At 69.4% G+C, this 16,063-nt stretch carries 17 protein-coding genes; 15 read left to right on the forward strand and 2 right to left on the reverse strand.

Annotated elements, in window-relative coordinates; all coding sequences use genetic code 11:
- Positions 1-47: 47 nt before the first annotated feature.
- On the reverse strand, positions 48-1,394 hold the full coding sequence (locus RMN57_RS22910) for a transcriptional regulator (protein ID WP_313765204.1): 1,347 nt from the start codon (positions 1,392-1,394) through the stop codon (positions 48-50).
- 234 nt (positions 1,395-1,628) lie between these two features.
- Between RMN57_RS22910 and RMN57_RS22915 the strand changes: the two genes are divergently transcribed.
- From RMN57_RS22915 to RMN57_RS22950, 8 genes are all read left to right on the forward strand, one after another.
- Positions 1,629-1,760 carry a hypothetical protein gene (locus tag RMN57_RS22915; protein ID WP_313765205.1) on the forward strand — a complete coding sequence of 44 codons (132 nt, stop codon included), beginning with the start codon at positions 1,629-1,631 and terminating at the stop codon, positions 1,758-1,760.
- 97 nt (positions 1,761-1,857) lie between these two features.
- Positions 1,858-2,847, forward strand: a complete 990-nt coding sequence (locus RMN57_RS22920; protein WP_313767926.1) for a UDP-glucuronic acid decarboxylase family protein — start codon at positions 1,858-1,860, stop codon at positions 2,845-2,847.
- On the forward strand, positions 2,844-3,722 hold the full coding sequence (locus tag RMN57_RS22925) for a glycosyltransferase family 8 protein (protein WP_313765206.1): 879 nt from the start codon (positions 2,844-2,846) through the stop codon (positions 3,720-3,722). Before RMN57_RS22920 ends, RMN57_RS22925 begins: the two co-directional genes overlap by 4 nt.
- Complete coding sequence (locus RMN57_RS22930) at positions 3,719-5,248, forward strand: hypothetical protein (protein WP_313765207.1); 1,530 nt, start codon at positions 3,719-3,721, stop codon at positions 5,246-5,248. The genes RMN57_RS22925 and RMN57_RS22930 overlap by 4 nt, the downstream gene beginning before the upstream one ends.
- A complete protein-coding gene (locus tag RMN57_RS22935; protein ID WP_313765208.1) occupies positions 5,245-5,856 on the forward strand; it encodes an AAA family ATPase in 612 nt (203 codons plus the stop codon). Before RMN57_RS22930 ends, RMN57_RS22935 begins: the two co-directional genes overlap by 4 nt.
- On the forward strand, positions 5,853-6,821 hold the full coding sequence (locus RMN57_RS22940; RefSeq protein WP_313765209.1) for a Gfo/Idh/MocA family oxidoreductase: 969 nt from the start codon (positions 5,853-5,855) through the stop codon (positions 6,819-6,821). The genes RMN57_RS22935 and RMN57_RS22940 overlap by 4 nt, the downstream gene beginning before the upstream one ends.
- Positions 6,808-7,776 carry an aminoglycoside phosphotransferase family protein gene (locus tag RMN57_RS22945; protein ID WP_313765210.1) on the forward strand — a complete coding sequence of 323 codons (969 nt, stop codon included), beginning with the start codon at positions 6,808-6,810 and terminating at the stop codon, positions 7,774-7,776. Before RMN57_RS22940 ends, RMN57_RS22945 begins: the two co-directional genes overlap by 14 nt.
- A gap of 41 nt (positions 7,777-7,817) precedes the next feature.
- Positions 7,818-9,026, forward strand: a complete 1,209-nt coding sequence (locus RMN57_RS22950; RefSeq protein ID WP_313765211.1) for a DegT/DnrJ/EryC1/StrS family aminotransferase — start codon at positions 7,818-7,820, stop codon at positions 9,024-9,026.
- Here the strand turns inward: RMN57_RS22950 and RMN57_RS22955 are convergent.
- Entirely contained in the window at positions 9,016-10,077 is a 1,062-nt protein-coding gene (locus RMN57_RS22955; protein ID WP_313765212.1) for a phosphotransferase, read from the reverse strand. The genes RMN57_RS22950 and RMN57_RS22955 overlap by 11 nt on opposite strands.
- A 213-nt stretch (positions 10,078-10,290) precedes the next feature.
- Between RMN57_RS22955 and RMN57_RS22960 the strand changes: the two genes are divergently transcribed.
- The 7 genes from RMN57_RS22960 to RMN57_RS22990 all read left to right on the forward strand — a co-directional run bounded on the left by RMN57_RS22960 (position 10,291) and on the right by RMN57_RS22990 (position 16,015).
- The gene (locus RMN57_RS22960; RefSeq protein ID WP_313765213.1) at positions 10,291-11,241 is read left to right on the forward strand and encodes a hypothetical protein; all 951 of its coding nucleotides are present in this window, start codon (positions 10,291-10,293) and stop codon (positions 11,239-11,241) included.
- 169 nt (positions 11,242-11,410) lie between these two features.
- Positions 11,411-12,079, forward strand: coding sequence for a Crp/Fnr family transcriptional regulator (locus tag RMN57_RS22965; RefSeq protein ID WP_313765214.1), 669 nt, complete (start codon positions 11,411-11,413; stop codon positions 12,077-12,079).
- Between the two features lie 65 nt (positions 12,080-12,144).
- Positions 12,145-12,729 (forward strand): hypothetical protein, encoded by a 585-nt coding sequence (locus tag RMN57_RS22970; RefSeq protein ID WP_313765215.1) that lies wholly within the window; start codon positions 12,145-12,147, stop codon positions 12,727-12,729.
- A gap of 171 nt (positions 12,730-12,900) precedes the next feature.
- The gene (locus RMN57_RS22975) at positions 12,901-13,131 is read left to right on the forward strand and encodes a hypothetical protein (protein WP_313765216.1); all 231 of its coding nucleotides are present in this window, start codon (positions 12,901-12,903) and stop codon (positions 13,129-13,131) included.
- A 142-nt stretch (positions 13,132-13,273) separates the two neighbouring features.
- Complete coding sequence (locus RMN57_RS22980) at positions 13,274-14,098, forward strand: hypothetical protein (RefSeq protein ID WP_313765217.1); 825 nt, start codon at positions 13,274-13,276, stop codon at positions 14,096-14,098.
- Between the two features lie 253 nt (positions 14,099-14,351).
- Complete coding sequence (locus RMN57_RS22985; protein ID WP_313765218.1) at positions 14,352-14,873, forward strand: DUF4365 domain-containing protein; 522 nt, start codon at positions 14,352-14,354, stop codon at positions 14,871-14,873.
- On the forward strand, positions 14,852-16,015 hold the full coding sequence (locus RMN57_RS22990; RefSeq protein WP_313765219.1) for a hypothetical protein: 1,164 nt from the start codon (positions 14,852-14,854) through the stop codon (positions 16,013-16,015). The genes RMN57_RS22985 and RMN57_RS22990 overlap by 22 nt, the downstream gene beginning before the upstream one ends.
- The last annotated feature ends 48 nt before the right edge of the window (positions 16,016-16,063 follow it).

A 16,063-nucleotide genomic window follows, 5' to 3' on the forward strand; every position in this document is an offset into this window, starting at 1 on the left:
TCGCCGGTGATCATGCCCGCACAGTGGACGGGCCCGCCTCGGCGATCTCAGGCCGCCATGGCCGGCAGCGCGCGCAGGCGCTCGCGGAACTCGGCGACGGCGGGCTCGGCGGCGTACGGCTTGAGGTAGCCGTCGAACTTGGTGAGGCGGTTGACGGCTCGGACGGAGTGGACCTTGGTTTCGAGGAGGCCGAGGCCGCGGCTGGCGGCGTCGAGGGCGCCGTCGAGGTCCTTGCCGGCGAGTCGGGCGGTGGCGAGGCGGCCGGAGCGGACGGCCTGGTCGCGGGGGACGGCGTGGTCGATGGAGGAGGCGAGGGCGCTGGTGGCGCGCTCGACCTGGCCGGCGCGGAGCATGACCTTGCCCTCGGTGGAGCTGAGTTGGGCGTCGCCGTACCAGGACAGCCAGCTCGGGAGCTGGTCGCCGCCGTTCTTCGCCCAGAGGTCGTGGGCGCGGTTGAGGGCGGAGCCGGCCTTCTGGTGCCGGCCGTCGCGGGAGAGGCTCTCGGCGTGGTGGAGTTCGAGGTAGCTGCGGACGCCGGGCTGCATCGTCGTGGGGGTGTTGGCGAGCGCGGTCTCGACCTGGGCCACGCGCTCGGCGGGGTTGCCGTTGTCGGAGAGGTGGACGCCCATCTCGGCGAGCAGGAAGGCGCCGAGGGCGTCGTCGCCGACGGTCTTGGCGGCGCGGAGCGCGCCGAGGTAGTACTGCTGGCCGGCGGACCGGAGGCCGCTGTCGTAGGCCATCCAGCCGGCGATGTAGTTGACCTGGGCGGCCAGACCGTAGAGGCGGGCTTCGACGGCTTCGGTGTGGCGGCCCTGCTTGAGCAGGGTGGTGATGATCGCGAGGTCGCCGCGGGCCTGCTCGATGAGGCGAGCGCCGCCCATCTGGGCGTCCAAGGTCTGGAGGGTGGCGACGCGGGCTTCCAGGGTGTCGACCATGGCGTCGGTCACCTGGTCGCCGTTGAGGGCCGAAGCGAAGGCCGGTGAGGCTGAGGCCCAGCTCGCGGCGACGGTGGCCATGGCGGCCCCGGTGATGGTGAGAAAGCCCCGCCGATCCATATGACCACTCCTGACCAGTTCCACCAGTACGTCCACGGTACCGGCCTTTGTCCACGGCGCCGTGATGCCGGTCACCTCCCAGACGGGGAGCCATCGCGGCCACGGATTGGCCACCAGGCTACGAGGGTTGATGCCCAGAAGGTCTGCCAGGACGTACTGCGCATCCGGCTCGGGTGCCTGGCCCTGCTCCCACTTCCAAACCAGCGTCCGGTTGGTCGCCAGGTGGATCTTCAGCGTGGCGCCGTGAGCGCACATCATTCGCGCGAACTGGATCTTTCCCCATCCGCGTGACCGCAGGAGATAGGTGAGCGGATGGACCGCCAGAACGTCGTCGCTCATCTCAACCCCCGCCGATCAAAGCCCTGTTGGTGAGCGTACTGCTACCCGCCGCGGCGCGGGCGATCTCGGAGAGAAACCCCCTGGAAACGTTCCGCGACGATCGGCCACGCCGCGACGCTGGGCCAGCCGTCGTCCGACGAGAGCGGAGGGGAACCAGCCATGGACGCAGCCGTGATCCCGAAGCGAGGCCGTCACCGCGGGGGACATAGCGACCCGCTGGGTACGGCGCTCGCCGTGCTGTGGAGGCTGGGCCACATCGTCACACTCGCGCTGCTCGGGAGCGTTGCCCAGCACCAGCTCGGTGCCGAGCAGCAGTTCGCGGTGCCGCCGGCGCGCGCCCTCCCGGATGGGGAGTCGGTCGCCTGAGGCTCCAGTCCGCCGCCCGCCTACGAGTTGGAGGAGAAGCACCGTGCCACACCCACCCACACCACAGTCGGTTCCGCGGGATTCGGCAGGAACGGCAATAACCAGCGCCTACGCCGGCCGCACCGCCGTCGTCACCGGGGCCGCCGGGTTCATCGGCTCGCACCTGTGCGAGCGCCTGCTGGACCTCGGCGCGGAGGTGATCGCCGTCGACAACCTGCTGACCGGCCGCCTCGACAACCTGTCGGGCCTGCGCTCGGCCGGAAGGTTCAGCTTCCAGACCGACGACGTGAGCCGGCCCTTCGCCGTGGCCGGGCCGGTGGACTTCGTCTTCCACCTGGCCTCGCCCGCGTCGCCCCTCGACTACGCCCGCCACCCGCTGGCCACCCTGAAGGTCGGTGCGATGGGCACGCTCAACGCTCTGGAGCTGGCCGAGGCCAAGCGCGCCCGGTTCCTGCTCGCGTCGACGTCCGAGGTGTACGGCGACCCGCTCGTGCACCCGCAGCCGGAGCGGTACTGGGGCAACGTGAACCCGGTGGGCCCTCGGAGTGTGTACGACGAGGCCAAGCGGTACGCCGAGGCGCTGACCTCGTGCTTCCAGCGCTCCGGCAACACCCGCACTCGGATCGTGCGGATCTTCAACACCTACGGCCCCAGGATGCGCGCCGACGACGGCCGTGCCGTGCCCGTGTTTATCCAGCAGGCGTTGGCGGGCGATCCGCTCACCGTGGCCGGCGACGGCAGCCAGACGCGCTCGCTGTGCTTCGTGGCCGACACCGTCAATGGCCTCCTCGCCGCCGCCACGACGGAGCACACCGACCCGGTGAACCTGGGCAACCCGCATGAGATCACCATGCTCCAGCTCGCCGAGGAGATCCGGGCGCTGGCCTGTTCCTCGTCCGCGATCACCTTCGTCCCGCTGCCCGCCGACGACCCGAAGCGCCGCTGCCCCGACATCACCGCGGCCCGCGCCCACCTCGGCTGGGAGCCCACCACCCACCTGCGCGACGGCCTGCGCCAGACCCTCGACTGGGCCGAGCAGCACTTCCCTCACCAGGCCACCGCCACCACCGGAAGGAGCGACTCGTGAGCACCGTCCCGCGCCCACTGCCCCCGATCGTCTGCGGCGTCGACGACGGATACGCCCGCCCGCTGAGGACGCTGATGCACTCGATCGCCGCCGCCCACCCTGGTGCCGTCGACGAGTTCCGTCTGATTGTTCTCGACCAGCAGGTCAGCGACGCCAACCGGCAGGCGATCCTGCGGGACGCCGACCGCATGGGCCTGCGGACCGAGCTGCGGCCGGCACCCATGACCGACCCGCGCTACCCGGTCTCCGACTGGGTGAGCGGCGCGGTGTACGTACGCCTGGCCATCCCGGAGGTCATCCCCGACGAACGCCGGGTGCTCTACCTGGACGCCGACACCCTGGTGCTCGGGGACCTGCGCCCGCTGCTGAGGCAGTCCCTCGACGGGCGCCCGATCGGCGCGGTGCGCGACCCACAGAACCCGGTCATCGGCCGAGGCATCCAGCTGCCGGGCTGGGACCAGCTCGGAGTGCCGTACGGCCGGGACTACTTCAACAGCGGCGTGATGCTCATCGACCTCGACCGCTGCCAGCGGCTCGGCGTCTTCGAACGGTCGCGGCAGTTCCTGTCCGAGCACCCGGACAAGGTCCGGTTCTGGGACCAGGACGCGCTGAACTGGGCCGTCGACGACAACTGGCACCGACTGGAACGGCGTTGGAACACCTTCGCCATGTCCCCGCAGGCCGCCCAGCCCGGGTTCATCCACTACGCCGAGGCCGACAGCCCGCTCGCCCAGCTCCTGGAGGACGAACAGACCGCCGCCCTGGTGCACTTCGCCGGTCCCGACAAGCCCTGGCAGGACGGCTACCCGGCCGGACAGCTCCGGGACACCTACCGGCTGTTCCACGACTACGTCGGCTCGGGAGAACCCGAGTGAACGACTACAAGCCGTTCTGGCGGCGCCCCACCTGGTGGATCGCCGCCGCCGTGGCCGCGCGCAACCTGAACGGGCTGAGGCAGGTTCGCCAGACACTGGCCCAGGTAGACCGGCCCGCCCCGCCGCCGTCGGCGGTGGAGCCGATGGTGCTGCACGTCGTCATCCCGGTGCTGCGCGAGCAGCGGCACATCGCCGGTGCGCTGGCGTGGTTCGTGCCGCTCCTGCGCCAGTTCCCGGGGTCGACGCTGACCCTGGTGTCCACGGCGCGCGAGGAGCGCGAGCGCGAACACCTCGTCGGCCGGCTGGCCGGGGCGACGGCGGCCGACCTTACGGTGCAGCGCTTCCCGCAGCTGACCGACGACGAGTTGGCCGCTCTCGCCGAGGCGCTGGCCAGGACCGGCGAGCAGGCGCTCACACCGGCGACGGCCGCCGAGGCCCTGTCGGCCTTCCCCACCACGGCGGACGTCATCGCGAGCGAGATCGCGCACCTCCGTGAGCCGGTGGTCCGGCACGTCCACCACCAAGGCGACGGGCGGAAGGCCGCGCAGGTGAACACCGCTGCCGAGCAGCTCGGAACCGGCTCCGCCGAGGAGTACGTCGCCGTCTACGACATCGATTCCCGTCCGAGCGGTGAGCTGCTGCAGCGCACCGCCGAGTTCCTGGCGCGCCACCGGGCGGAGCACGGCGAGCTGCCCCGCGTCGTCCAGCAGTCCGCTCGCTTCGCCACCCAGGGCGCCGCCGGCACCTCATGGGAGCGGGCCCTGTGCCGAGGCGCCGCCCGAGCCCAGACGTTGTGGACTCTCCGCCGCGAGATTCCCAACCTCCGCCGGTACGCCGACGCCACCCGCCGCCCGGACACCGGCCTTCGCGGCCTGGCCCAGACGGTCGGCCATGGGCTGCTCGTGCGTATGGACGTCTTCCACGAGGTCGGCGGGCTGCCCACCTTCACCGTCCTCGACGACGTCGCCTTCGGCTACCGGCTCACCCTGGACAGCATCCCGGTCGACAGCTTCCCCTTCACCACCACCGTGCCGGCGGCCGAGTACCTGCCGGAGCTGCTGTCCCAGAGCGAGCGCTGGTTCCAGAGCTACCTCGACTACCCGCAGTGCGCCGCCCGCTGGTACGCCCAGGGCCACGGCAGCCGCCTCGATCACGCAGCAGCCCTCACCATCGGCACCTACCGGGGCATGGCCTGGCTGCTGGTCTCGCCCGCGACGGCCGCCTGCCTGGCCCTCGTGCTCGGGCCGCGTACGCGCCTGCCAGTACGGGCAGTGGCCACGACCGCGATCTGGGCAGCCACCGTCGCTCCGGTCCGCTGGCTTGCCAAGGCCGAAGGCCGGTCGCTGACCGTACGGGAGACCGCCGCGCAGAGCGCGGAGACGCTGGCCGGACTGCTGCTCAAGAGCATCGGCCCGCTGACCGCCCTCGGCCGCTGGGCCGTCACCGGCACCAGGTGCTCGGCGCTCGCCCCCAAGAGCAACCGCCGCACGGACCCACCCCTCACCACGGACAGGGAGACACCGTGATCCTCGGCATCGAGGGCGTCAGCTGCGTCGGCAAGACCACGCTGGCCGCCGCACTCGCCACGCACCTCAACCAGCCCGCTGTCATCCCCTGCTACTTCCACGCCAGTCCGGACCCCACCCGGCTGCCGGCCCCCGAACCCTTCACGGCCGAGCACCAACTCGCCAACATCACCCAGTTCCTCGACGTCGAGGACCTCCGGCTCGCCGGGGCCCGACGGGCCCTCGCCGAGGGGCGAGACGTGATCCTCGACCGCACCGTGGACACCCTCCTCGCCCACGCGCACGCCGTCGGCCGGATGAACGGCTTCGACTGCGACGACCAGGCCCAACACGCCGTCACCAGCCGGGCCGTGGCGATGCCCGACCTGACGGTCGTCCTCACCGCAGACCCGGACGTGCTCGCCTGTCGGGCCCGCCTGCGCAAGGGCATGCCGACGATCTTCTACGACCGTCACTTCAGCGAGCATTTCAACGCCTACTTCGACCACCCGCTCGCCCCCGCCGTCGTCCGACTCGACACCACCACCGGCTCGCCCGAGGAACTCGCCGCACGCGCCCTCGACCACATCCACCGCCACCAGGCCGGCGAGCGCCAGGAGGCATCGTGAAGGCCGCACTGATCGGCTGCGGAGCCATCGCAAGCCGCTGGGTTCGCTCCCTGCTCGCAGACCACCGCATCGAGATCGCCGCTCTCGTCGACCCCGACAAGCAGGCGGCGCGCGCTCTCGCCGACCGGTACGAGCTGAGCCCGGCGTTCGCCACGACGCTCGACGAGGCGCGCGCCCTGGCCCCGGTCGACGTCGTCGTCAACCTCACCCCGCCCGACCACCACTACCGCGTCAGCCGTGAAGCCCTCTCCCAGGGACTCCACGTCCTGACCGAGAAGCCCCTGGCCCTGAACCTGCCCGACGCCCTGGACCTCGTCCACCTCGCACGGGACCGCGGCCTGCTGCTGGCCGTCATGCAGAACCGAGGCGCCGACCCTGGCTTCCTCGCCTTCCGTGACACGGTCCGCCTCGGCGGCAGGCCGCCCTTCGTCGTCACCGCCGACACCCTCGTCACCCTGTCCGGACCGGGCTTCCGCAGCGGCCAGCACCTGCCCGTCACCACCGACCTCGCGGTGCACGCCTTCGACCAGGTCCGCGCCCTGATCACTGCACCGCCGACCGAGGTCACCTGCACCGAGACGCCGACCGGCTTCCTCGCACCGCACAGCGCGCTCGCCGCGATCACCGTGCGGTTCGCCGACGGCTCGCTGTTCACCCACCGGGGCGGGTACATCGTGGACCCGTTCCTGCGGACCGACGCCAACGGCACCTGGTGTGTGGAGGCCCGTGGCTTCGCCGCACGCTGGGCCCCAGACCCCGCCAACCGGCAGAAGGCGGCCGAGGCCGGGCCGCCGGCCTACCAGCGGTGCATCACCGCCATGGTGGACGCCCTCCACCAGGCGGACGCCATTCCCGTGCCCGCCGCTGACAACCTCGGCTCGATCGCGCTGCTGGACGCCGCCCTCCAGTCCGCTGTCCGCCGCCGCCCCATCGCGGTGCCGGAGGTGCCCGATGTCCGCCCCTGATGCCGTGATCAACCGCCCGCACCCGCTGCTGCTCGACGTGCTCACCGCAGCGGGCTTCGACGCCACCGACGCGCGCTTCACGCCCCTGCGGTCCGGAACGGACAGCCTTCCCTTCGCCGTCGCCACCCGCAGCGGCCACGACCTGGTCGTCAAAGTCCGCCGTGCGGGCAGCCGTTCGCGATACCCGACCGCCGCCTGGGCCTCCGCCCGGATGCGAGAAATAGGCATCCCTGCCGCCCACGTCCTCTGGCATAGCAGGGAGGCATGCGTCGAGACCCGGTGCCAGGGCCAACCGATCGAAGCGGAGCCGCCACAGCCGCAAGACCTGGACGCCGCCGCCCGAGCCGGAGAGGTCCTCCGCCGACTGCACACCATCGAGGTCAGCAGCTTCGGCCAGCTCGACGGACACGGCATCGGCCAACACTCCACCATCCAAGGCTGGTTCCTCGCCCTGCCCACCCGCAGCGCCCCCAGCCTCGACGGCCTCGACCTGCCCGGACTGCTGGATCGCATCCGGTGCACTCTCGAAGCCGGAGCCGACCGCCTCCCGCCGGCGCCGCCCAAGCTCCTGCACGGCGACTGGGCCGGACGCCACCTCTTCACGGACGGCCGGCACATCACCGGCGTCGTCGACTTGGAGAGCGTCCGAGGCGGTCACCCGCTGGCCGAACTCGCCGGCTGGTCCCTACGCGAACCGGCCCCGATGACCGAGGCCCTCCTCGACGGCTACTTCGACGGACCGTTCCCAGCCGAGAGCCTGCTGCCGCTCGTCCTGTTCCGCCTGCGCATCGCGGTCTCGCTGCTGCGCTTCCACGCTTCCTGCGACGACCACAGCATGCTCCGGCTGCGAGCTGCCCAGATCCAGGCCGACCTCGACGACCTCGACCACGGCCACCTGACCGCCGTCCCCCGCATCACCCCCGACGGCCACTCCTCCGAACGGCGACGCCCGTAGTCGCTCCGCCACCCCCTCACCGCTCCGACTGGAAGGACGCCATGAACGACCCCAAGGTCACGCTCCCGTTCCCCCGCGAGCCCAAGTACGGACAGGCCGAGAAGGACGCCGTCCTCAAGCTCCTCGACGACGGCCACCTCTCCGAGATCAACCGGGGTCCGGCCACCAACGCGCTCGAAGCCGCCTTCACTCGCCTCACCGGCACACGCCACGCGCTGTCGTTGAACTCCGGCACCGCCTCCCTGCACGCCGCGCTCCACGCGGTCGGCGCCAACCCCGAAGCCGGCGTCGCCGTCTCCCCGATGACCTGGATCTCCGCCATCACCGCGGTCTTCCAGGCCGGCAGCTACCCCGTCTTCTGCGACATCGAGCCGGACAGCCCGAACATCGCCGCCACTGCCGTCGCCCAGTCTGCCGACGAGTGCTCCGCCGTCCTCGCCACCCACACCTGGGGCATTCCCGCCCGCATGGACCAGCTCGCCAAGGCCACCGAGCTGCCGATCGTCGAGGACTGCTCGCACGCCCACGGCGCCGTCTACCAGGGCCGGGCCGTCGGCTCCTGGGGAGCCGCCGGGTGCTTCAGCCTCCAGGAATCCAAGGCCGTCTCCGGCGGCGAAGGCGGCGTGCTCACCACCTCCGACCGGGAGATCTACGAGCGCGCCCTCACCCTCGGCCATCACCCTGCCCGGCTGGCCGCCGAACTCACCTTCCCCGAACTCTGGCCACTCACCGGCACCGGAGCCGCCTACAAGTACCGGATGCCGGCTGTCTCCGCCGTCATCGCCCGCCAGCAGCTCCGCTCCCTGCCCACCCGGATGCTCGCCGCGGAACAGAACCTGGCCACCCTCCGCAAAGCCCTGGAGGAGTACGACGCGCCCATCGCTTGGCCCTCGATCGGCGAGCTTTCGGTCCGAGGCTGGTACGGCACCCCGCTGACGATCAGCGCCCGCGTACCCGACCCCAGGGCGCTGTACGAGCAGTGCAAGGCAGCCGGTGTCCCCATCCGCTCGCAGTACGAGGACTGGACCCAGACACCGCTGCTGCAACGTCCCGACCTGGCCGCCCGCTACTGGCCCCACCTCGCCGCCAGCCCGTACCGGCTGCCGACCAGGGATGCGCTGCCGAACTACTACAAGGCCCTGCGGCAGATGATCGTTCTCAAAGTCCCGCAGGTCCCTGCCTCTGACTACATGGAACAGGTGGCCGAGGCCCTCGCCACCGTCCTGGCCCGCGCGGTGCTCACGGCATAGCCGCGAACGCCTCCTGCACGTCCGCACGCCGCTCGGTCCACCAGGCCAGGAAGCGCTCGGCAGGCAGGAACAAGTGGTCGCACGAGTGGTCGGCGCGGTCGTAGTGGAAGACCAGCTGCCAGTAGTCCGACATGCGCTTCCACCACAGCCGCTCCACCGCGTCCGCCAGCGCCGGCACCGGGATCGGCACCACCGACCGGTAGCCGGCCACGAACGCGGAGGTCCGCTCCAGATCGAGGAAGCCGTCCTCACCGCCGAACTGCACCGTGGCGGTGCGGGCGACCTCCTCGCCGAACGGCCGGACCCGGATCCGGTCCCAGTCGATCACCCCGGTGATCTTGCCGTCGAGCCACAGCACGTTCCGGTGCTGCACATCCCCGTGCGTCCACCCCACCGGCCCGACCGCCACCTCGCCGGCCGGGCGCTCGTGCCCGTACTTCTCCAACAGCACCTTGCGCTCGGCCAGCGCCGCGGCCGCCTCGGCGTCGAACGCCGTCCGGCTCTCCAAGGCCGCGACCAACGCGACGAACCGGTCCGCCTCCTGGAGGGCCGCAGCGGGCCTGGTCACCGAGACGGTCATCTGCTCCGGCCCAGGCGGCAGCAGGCCGGCCAGCCGCTCACCGTTCAGGCTCCGATGGATCTGCCCGAGGAGAACGCCGAGGTCAGCAGCCTGGTCGATCGAGAGCGCCGTGCCCGGCTGGTGGCTGCCTTCCATCCATGGAATCAGGCAGTACCCGCGGTCGGCGACCTCGCTCACCGTGTCTCCGATCGAGGAGATCCGGGCCCGGCCCACCGGCAGGCCATCGTCGGCCAGCGCCGTCAGCACAGCCAGATTCCGACGAGCCAACGGCAGCGGCACATCCATGATCCGCTTCAACGCGAACGAGCCCTCGGCCGCATCCAGCCGCCAGTTCCCGTTCATCAGGCCGTCCGACAGGAAGCGGCATCGCCGGACCTCACCCAGCCCGAAAGCCTCGCCGAGTACCGCCAGATCCTCAGTGATCTCGCTGTAGCGCGCGCCGCTCGGGGTGTCGTAAGTCGCTTCCGTCACTCCAAGCAGGCTAGCGGAGCCGGAGCACGAACGCGGCCGGTTCGAGCATCACGAACCATGCCATCGACCAGCATGGAATGTGATCAAGGCCGCTGCGGCAAAAGGCCCTTGCTGCCTGGCGTGACGTGGTACGTTCCGTGATCCAACCGAAAATAGGCGACCCCGGCAGCGCGCCAACGCTCCGGGGTCCGGCAACAGGAGCTGACACTCCAGATGCGCGTCCATCGTAGCGCCCACGTGCGCAACTTCACCGTGCTGCCCAACGCCGTACTCCAGTACCGGCGGCTGAGCTACACCGCCCGCGGCCTGCTCGCGGACCTCCTCTCCCGCCCGGACGGCTGGCGCGAGGACGGCCGGCACATGGCCGACACCAGCCCCCAGGGGCGCGGCGCGATCCGCAAGGCCCTGAAGGAGCTGACCGAGGCCGGCTTCTACCGGGTCGAGAAGATCCGGATGTCCGACGGCACCATCCGCACCGAGACCCACGTCTACGACACCCCGCAGCTCGCGCTGCCGGGTGCCACCCGTCCGGTCTCCGGTGAAGCGACCACCAGTGATGCTGACGCCCCTGTAGTAAAGAACCGGTACCAAGAACCCACCCTCCCTGCCGGCCAGGTCGACGGCCAGCCGGCCGCCGACGAGGCGAGCGAGGAGCCGGGAGGGCGGGAGGAAGACCGCCCGGACGCCGTGGATGCCCCGGCGATGCCGGACGAGCAGGTCTGCGAGGCGGTCGCCACCCTGTTCCGGGTGATCCGCCCCGAACCTCGCCTGCACCTTGGCGAGGCCGAGGCGCGGACGCTCGCCCCGCTGGTCGCCCAGTGGCTGGATCGCGGAGCGACCCAGGCCGACCTCGCGCACGCCCTGCTGCCCGGCCTGCCGACCCCGGTGCATGCGGCGGTGGCGGTGCTCCGATCCCGCCTGGGGCGCAAGATGCCACCACCGGTTCGGCCTGCAAGGCCTGCATACGCAGAGTGCGCCGTGTGCCGCGACCCAGTGCCCCAGCCGGGCATGTGCAGGCCCTGTGCGGGCCACAGCCCCCGCGCGGCCGGACGCGTCAGCGGAGCACGCATCGCCACTCAGGGAGCTGCTCGGGCCAGGGCAGCGATGAACGCGGCAAGGACTGCTCTGGAGGGCAGGAGCCTGGTGCAGGCTGCCACCGTCTGAGGAACACCGAGACCCCCGCTGGTGGCCACCCTCGCCCTGATGGCCCAGTCAACGTCCGTCGTGGCGCAGGCGAGCTCAACCGTGACCAGGCTGAATTCCCGTCATTCCGGGTCCAACCAAAGTGTTCTACGTTGTGGGCGAGCCCGCCCGAGTCCAGAAGGAAGTTCCCATGTCTGATGCAAGCGCCCTCTCGAAGGCCGCACTCTTGGAGCGCCTGGTTGCGGCGGAGGATATGGGCTCCGCGATCCGGTTCCGTGCAGGTCAGACGATCATCCAAGAGGGCGATCTCTCGAACCACGTGGTGATGTTGCGCACCGGATCCGCCAAGGTGGTCACTCGCAACGCAGATGACGTCGAGATCATCTTGGGCCTGCGAGCTGCGCCGGAGATCATCGGCGAGCAGGCCGCCCTCAACGGCACGCCAAGGTCGGCCTCGGTGATTGCCTTGACCGATGTGACAGCCCTCGCAGTCTCGGCTGAGGACTTCCGGACCCTGGTAGCGAAGCACCCTGAAGCTGCAGCCGCCGTGCTCGGGATTGTGACCGAGCGGCTCCGCGAGGCTGACCAAGGTCGGCTGGAGCTGGCGACCCACACCGTTGCCCAGCGTGTCGCCGAGCGGTTGGTAGCCCTGGTGCCGCAGATCGGAGTAGTGGACGAAGCAGCTGGGGTCGTACGGCTACCCCTTTCCCAGCAGGACCTGGCCGGATGGGCCGGCGCCTCCCGCGAGGCGGTCGTGAGGACGCTGCGGTTGCTGCGGGATGAGGGTGTAGTGACCACCGAACGGCGGCAGATCGTCATCCACGACTTGGAGTCCTTGCGGTCCAAGGCTGGTGACTAGCCGTCAGAGTGGTATTCTGACTCAGTCAGAACGCTGAGGAATACCACTCTCGGGGGCGTGACCGCTTGATTGAGCACGTACGCAAGATCTTCTTCGGCCTGGACATCGTCGGCTTCAACCAAACAGGCCGCACGGACATCGCCTGCCTCGATATGCGTCGAGGCCTGTACGACGCGCTTGGTCGAGCGCTGGCCGCTGGCAGTTTGGAGGCGGAGAGTTACGACCTGCTTGACCGTGGTGACGGCATCATGGCTGTGATCGACGAGTCCGTAGAACTCCACACTGTGGCCTCCAGGGTTGTCCCAGCACTGACCTCCGCCATCCACGAGTACAACCACTCAGCCCGGCCGGATGCTCAGATTCGGCTCCGCGCCGCACTGCACAGTGGTGACGTTTTCCGAGACGACCACGGCTACGTCGGCCGACACGTGAGTCATGCGTTCCGTCTGCTCGACGGCCCAGAACTGCGGGGGACTCTGGCCGCGAGCGTCGCTGTCCTGGCGCTGGCTGTGTCCGAGAGCGCGTGGCGCGAGTTGGAGCCTCCTACCCCCGGCGGACCTGAGTTCACCAGCATTCTGATCAGCACCAAGGAGCGCGCCGCCCGAGCTTGGGTAGCCGAGTTCGGGGCAAGCCCCGCCCTGGTCGGGTGAGCGCATGATCGACGCGTCAGCGTTCGCACGCGCCACTCCCTTCGGCTGCCGGCCGACCCGATCGCAGCGCGTGGCGAAGAACGATGCGGTCCAGAGTCGACGCGCTGTCCCTGTGTATGGGCAACCAACGAGCAAGTGCGCGGTCCCGCTGATTGCCGAGGAGGTTGGCAGTTGAACGCCGCTGGATGGGTTGGAACGGTGATCGGAGTGCTTGCTGGCGCAGCCATCGTCGTGAACAAGATCGGCGAGTTGGCGCACGCGGTGCTTGATGTTCGAGACGGCATCCGCGACAGGTTGCACCGCGGTGAGCGCAACCAGGTCGGCCGCCCTGATTCCGAGGTTGTACATCGCCCAGAGGCAGAGTCCGCCGACCGCGCAGCTGTGATGATCAAGGAGCCGTAGCTCCCGCACGGGCTGCAGGAGCCCTGCAGAACCGCGGCCCTGGCAGGCGGACTGTCGGCCAGGGCCGCGGATCCGGCCGTCGAGCCATCCCTGTGCCGCCTAGGATCGCCTGGGCAGAACACAGACCCTGAAAGGAAGTCCGATGGCCGACGCGAGCAGCATCGCGGATGATATCCAGCGTCGCATCGACGAGGCCCAGGCCGCGATGACCGAAGAGGTCTTCGAGGGAATGCTCGCGAAGTCAGGGACCGACCCCGCCGATCTGGCCGCACTGCTGGACGTTCTCGCGATCGGCATCACCAACGGCTCCTGGCGCAACAGTTGCCTCGAGAACTGGCATGCCGAGGGGCGCCTGTCCGACGGCGACATGATGCGGGTTAACAGCCACACCACCCATGGCGTGCGCCAGCGGCTTCGGGGGTGGACGAGGGAGTTCGGCGTCAGCAGCAGTGAAGGATTGGCGGGGCTCACCGTGGACGATGCCGATGCGCTCGGCTACCGGCTCTTCCGGTGGCTGACCAATCCAGAGCGGAAGCTCCAGGCCGGTGCCACGCTTGGCGAGCTTGCGAGGACCGAGGCGGACCTCGACGAGTACGTGGAACACGCCGACCAGAGCCTGCGCGGCTTCGTCGCGCAGATGGAGGACAAGGGCGTTCGCTTCGGGCTGCTCCGCACGGCTTGCCATGGTGCGCTGGCCTGCCAGCAGTGGTGGGGCCACCCTACTTGGCCAGAACGCGTGGACCGGTTCATGGCCATGCTCGACAACCTCGAAGATGACCACTGGGGACCCAGCGCGAAGTACCGCGAGCGACTGCTGCCCGAACCGCTCGGCCTGCGGGACCGCAGCACCGTGCGCGCGACGCTCTTGAAGGCGCCATGGGAACTGGACGGAGCTACCGCCGAGTGGATCACCGACGCTGGCATCGGCTACCTGACGCTTACGACGAACGCGCCCTACACGAGCTGACAGGGCACACCATCGCAGTGCCCCGGGAAGACGCCCGGCCTGCTGTACTCCGAGGTGAGTTTGGAGTGCGCCAGCTCTGGGCCGCACAAGCAAGATCGTCAGCCTGAGCCGTGTCGGCGCGCCGCGAAGCGTGAGCCTGCCAGCTTGCTGACCTGTTGAAAGACGGAGCCGCGTGACGGAAAAGTGGCGGTTCGCGAACCGATTATTACCAAGTCGCTGACAGGAGCAGACAACACGGCTCAAGATATCCGGCATGACTGTGCCGCTGCCGCGCGTGGAACCCGACCTCTCCAGCGTAGTGACCCTAAGTCAGAACGGTGCCAAAGGGCGCTACGGCGTCTCGTATGTGCGTTCGATAGTAAGTCAGGCGGGCGTCGGCTTTACCGAAACCTCGCCGGACGAGGACGTCCTCGCGGTCGATGCCACTGTCGACTTTGCGCTCGCACCGGCACGGATCCAGATCAAGTGCTCGGCTGGCTTCTCCATCGCCGGCAAGAGCGCCACGTGGCAATCCGAACTCTACTGGCGTGAACAGTGGTCCCAGAGCCTCCTGCCGGTCTACTTCGTCCTCGTCATCCTCGATGTGGACGACCGGCATCATTGGATCAATCACCACGACGCCGGCACCGACCATAGAGCGGCCGCCTTCTGGGTAAGGGTGAACCAGAGCGAGATCGGAGACAAGATCCGGATCCCGAAGTCGCAGCGGCTGACCGCTGACGTGTTGAGACTCTGGCACCAGGAGGTGGAGGCATGCTTCAGCCCAGCGGCATAGGCAGCTCTCCGGTGCGGCTCCCAACGCTGCTGCAGCTACGTGCCTACATGAAGCACTCCGGTTGGCTGAGTCAACCTCCAGGCGCGGGAGGTGCCATCTGGATCAAAGGCGATGCCAAGATCGGGATCCCGACGCTGTCAAGGAATGACCCCGTGATCGCGAAGGGCGTTTTGGAGCGCCTTGCGGCGCACGAGCGCACTTCTGCCGCCGCTCTCGCACCCAAGATCAGGTATCACCGCATGGACGTGACGCTACTTCGGGCGGCCAACGACCACCGCATCACGGACACCATTCCGTTCGAGGCCGCAGCCACGGTGATCGGCTCCGCCCGAAAGCTGCTACGAGCTGCTGGCACCACCGCATGGCACGAGCGCGGCGACATCGGCGGGAACTACTCACGCCGCGGGGATGAAGTCCTCAAGAAGGCCCGTATGGACCATACCCAGGAGGGTTCCTTCATCATCCCGGTGCTGGTTCCATTGCCCGAACCGCCCGAGGTTGCGGGCGAGCAGATGACCTTGCCGGACATGGAGCTCTACACCGCCGCCCCTGAGCCGTTCGAAAGGCGCGTCACGCGAACCTTCGCACAATCGATCATGGCCGTGAAGGAGATCATTGTCGATCCCGAGCGGTCGCCCTCGGTAAGCGACCTCCACACCGTCGTCGAACGGGGCGTCAGTAGAGAGTTCTGTGCGGCACTCGCGCAAATCCTTGCCGAACCGGCGGTCGGGGAGTTCGAGACAACCTTCGACTGGGCGGAGTCCCTGCCTGGCCCGGCCACGATGCCCGGCTCCATCTCGATCGAGCACGAGGCTCATCTGAAGATCGAGAACGCCGCTGCGCTGCTCAAGAGAAGCCGCATCGACGCAGGGTCAACCTTCTCGGGGAGCATCATCGAGCTACGCCGGCGCACGGACGACCCCTACGGCTTCGTGACGGTCTCCACCGTCCGCCGGGGGCGAGTGTCCGAGATCCGCGTGCGACTGCCGTTCTCCCATTACCAGGCTGCCGTTTCGTGGCACCGCGCCCAGCGAGCCGTCATCGTTGAGGGAGAAGTGGCTGTCGGCGTGGGCCGACGGCTCGTGGTTGACCATCCTGTCAAGTGTCGACCGATCGACGAGCTTCAACTCGCTCTCCCATGAGCGAAAGGGTCTCCGGCTGCACACACTGGAGTCTCGTGCAAGGACAGG

Source organism: Kitasatospora sp. CM 4170 (assembly GCF_032110285.1).
In the GTDB taxonomy this organism is placed as follows: Bacteria; Actinomycetota; Actinomycetes; order Streptomycetales; family Streptomycetaceae; genus Kitasatospora; species Kitasatospora aburaviensis.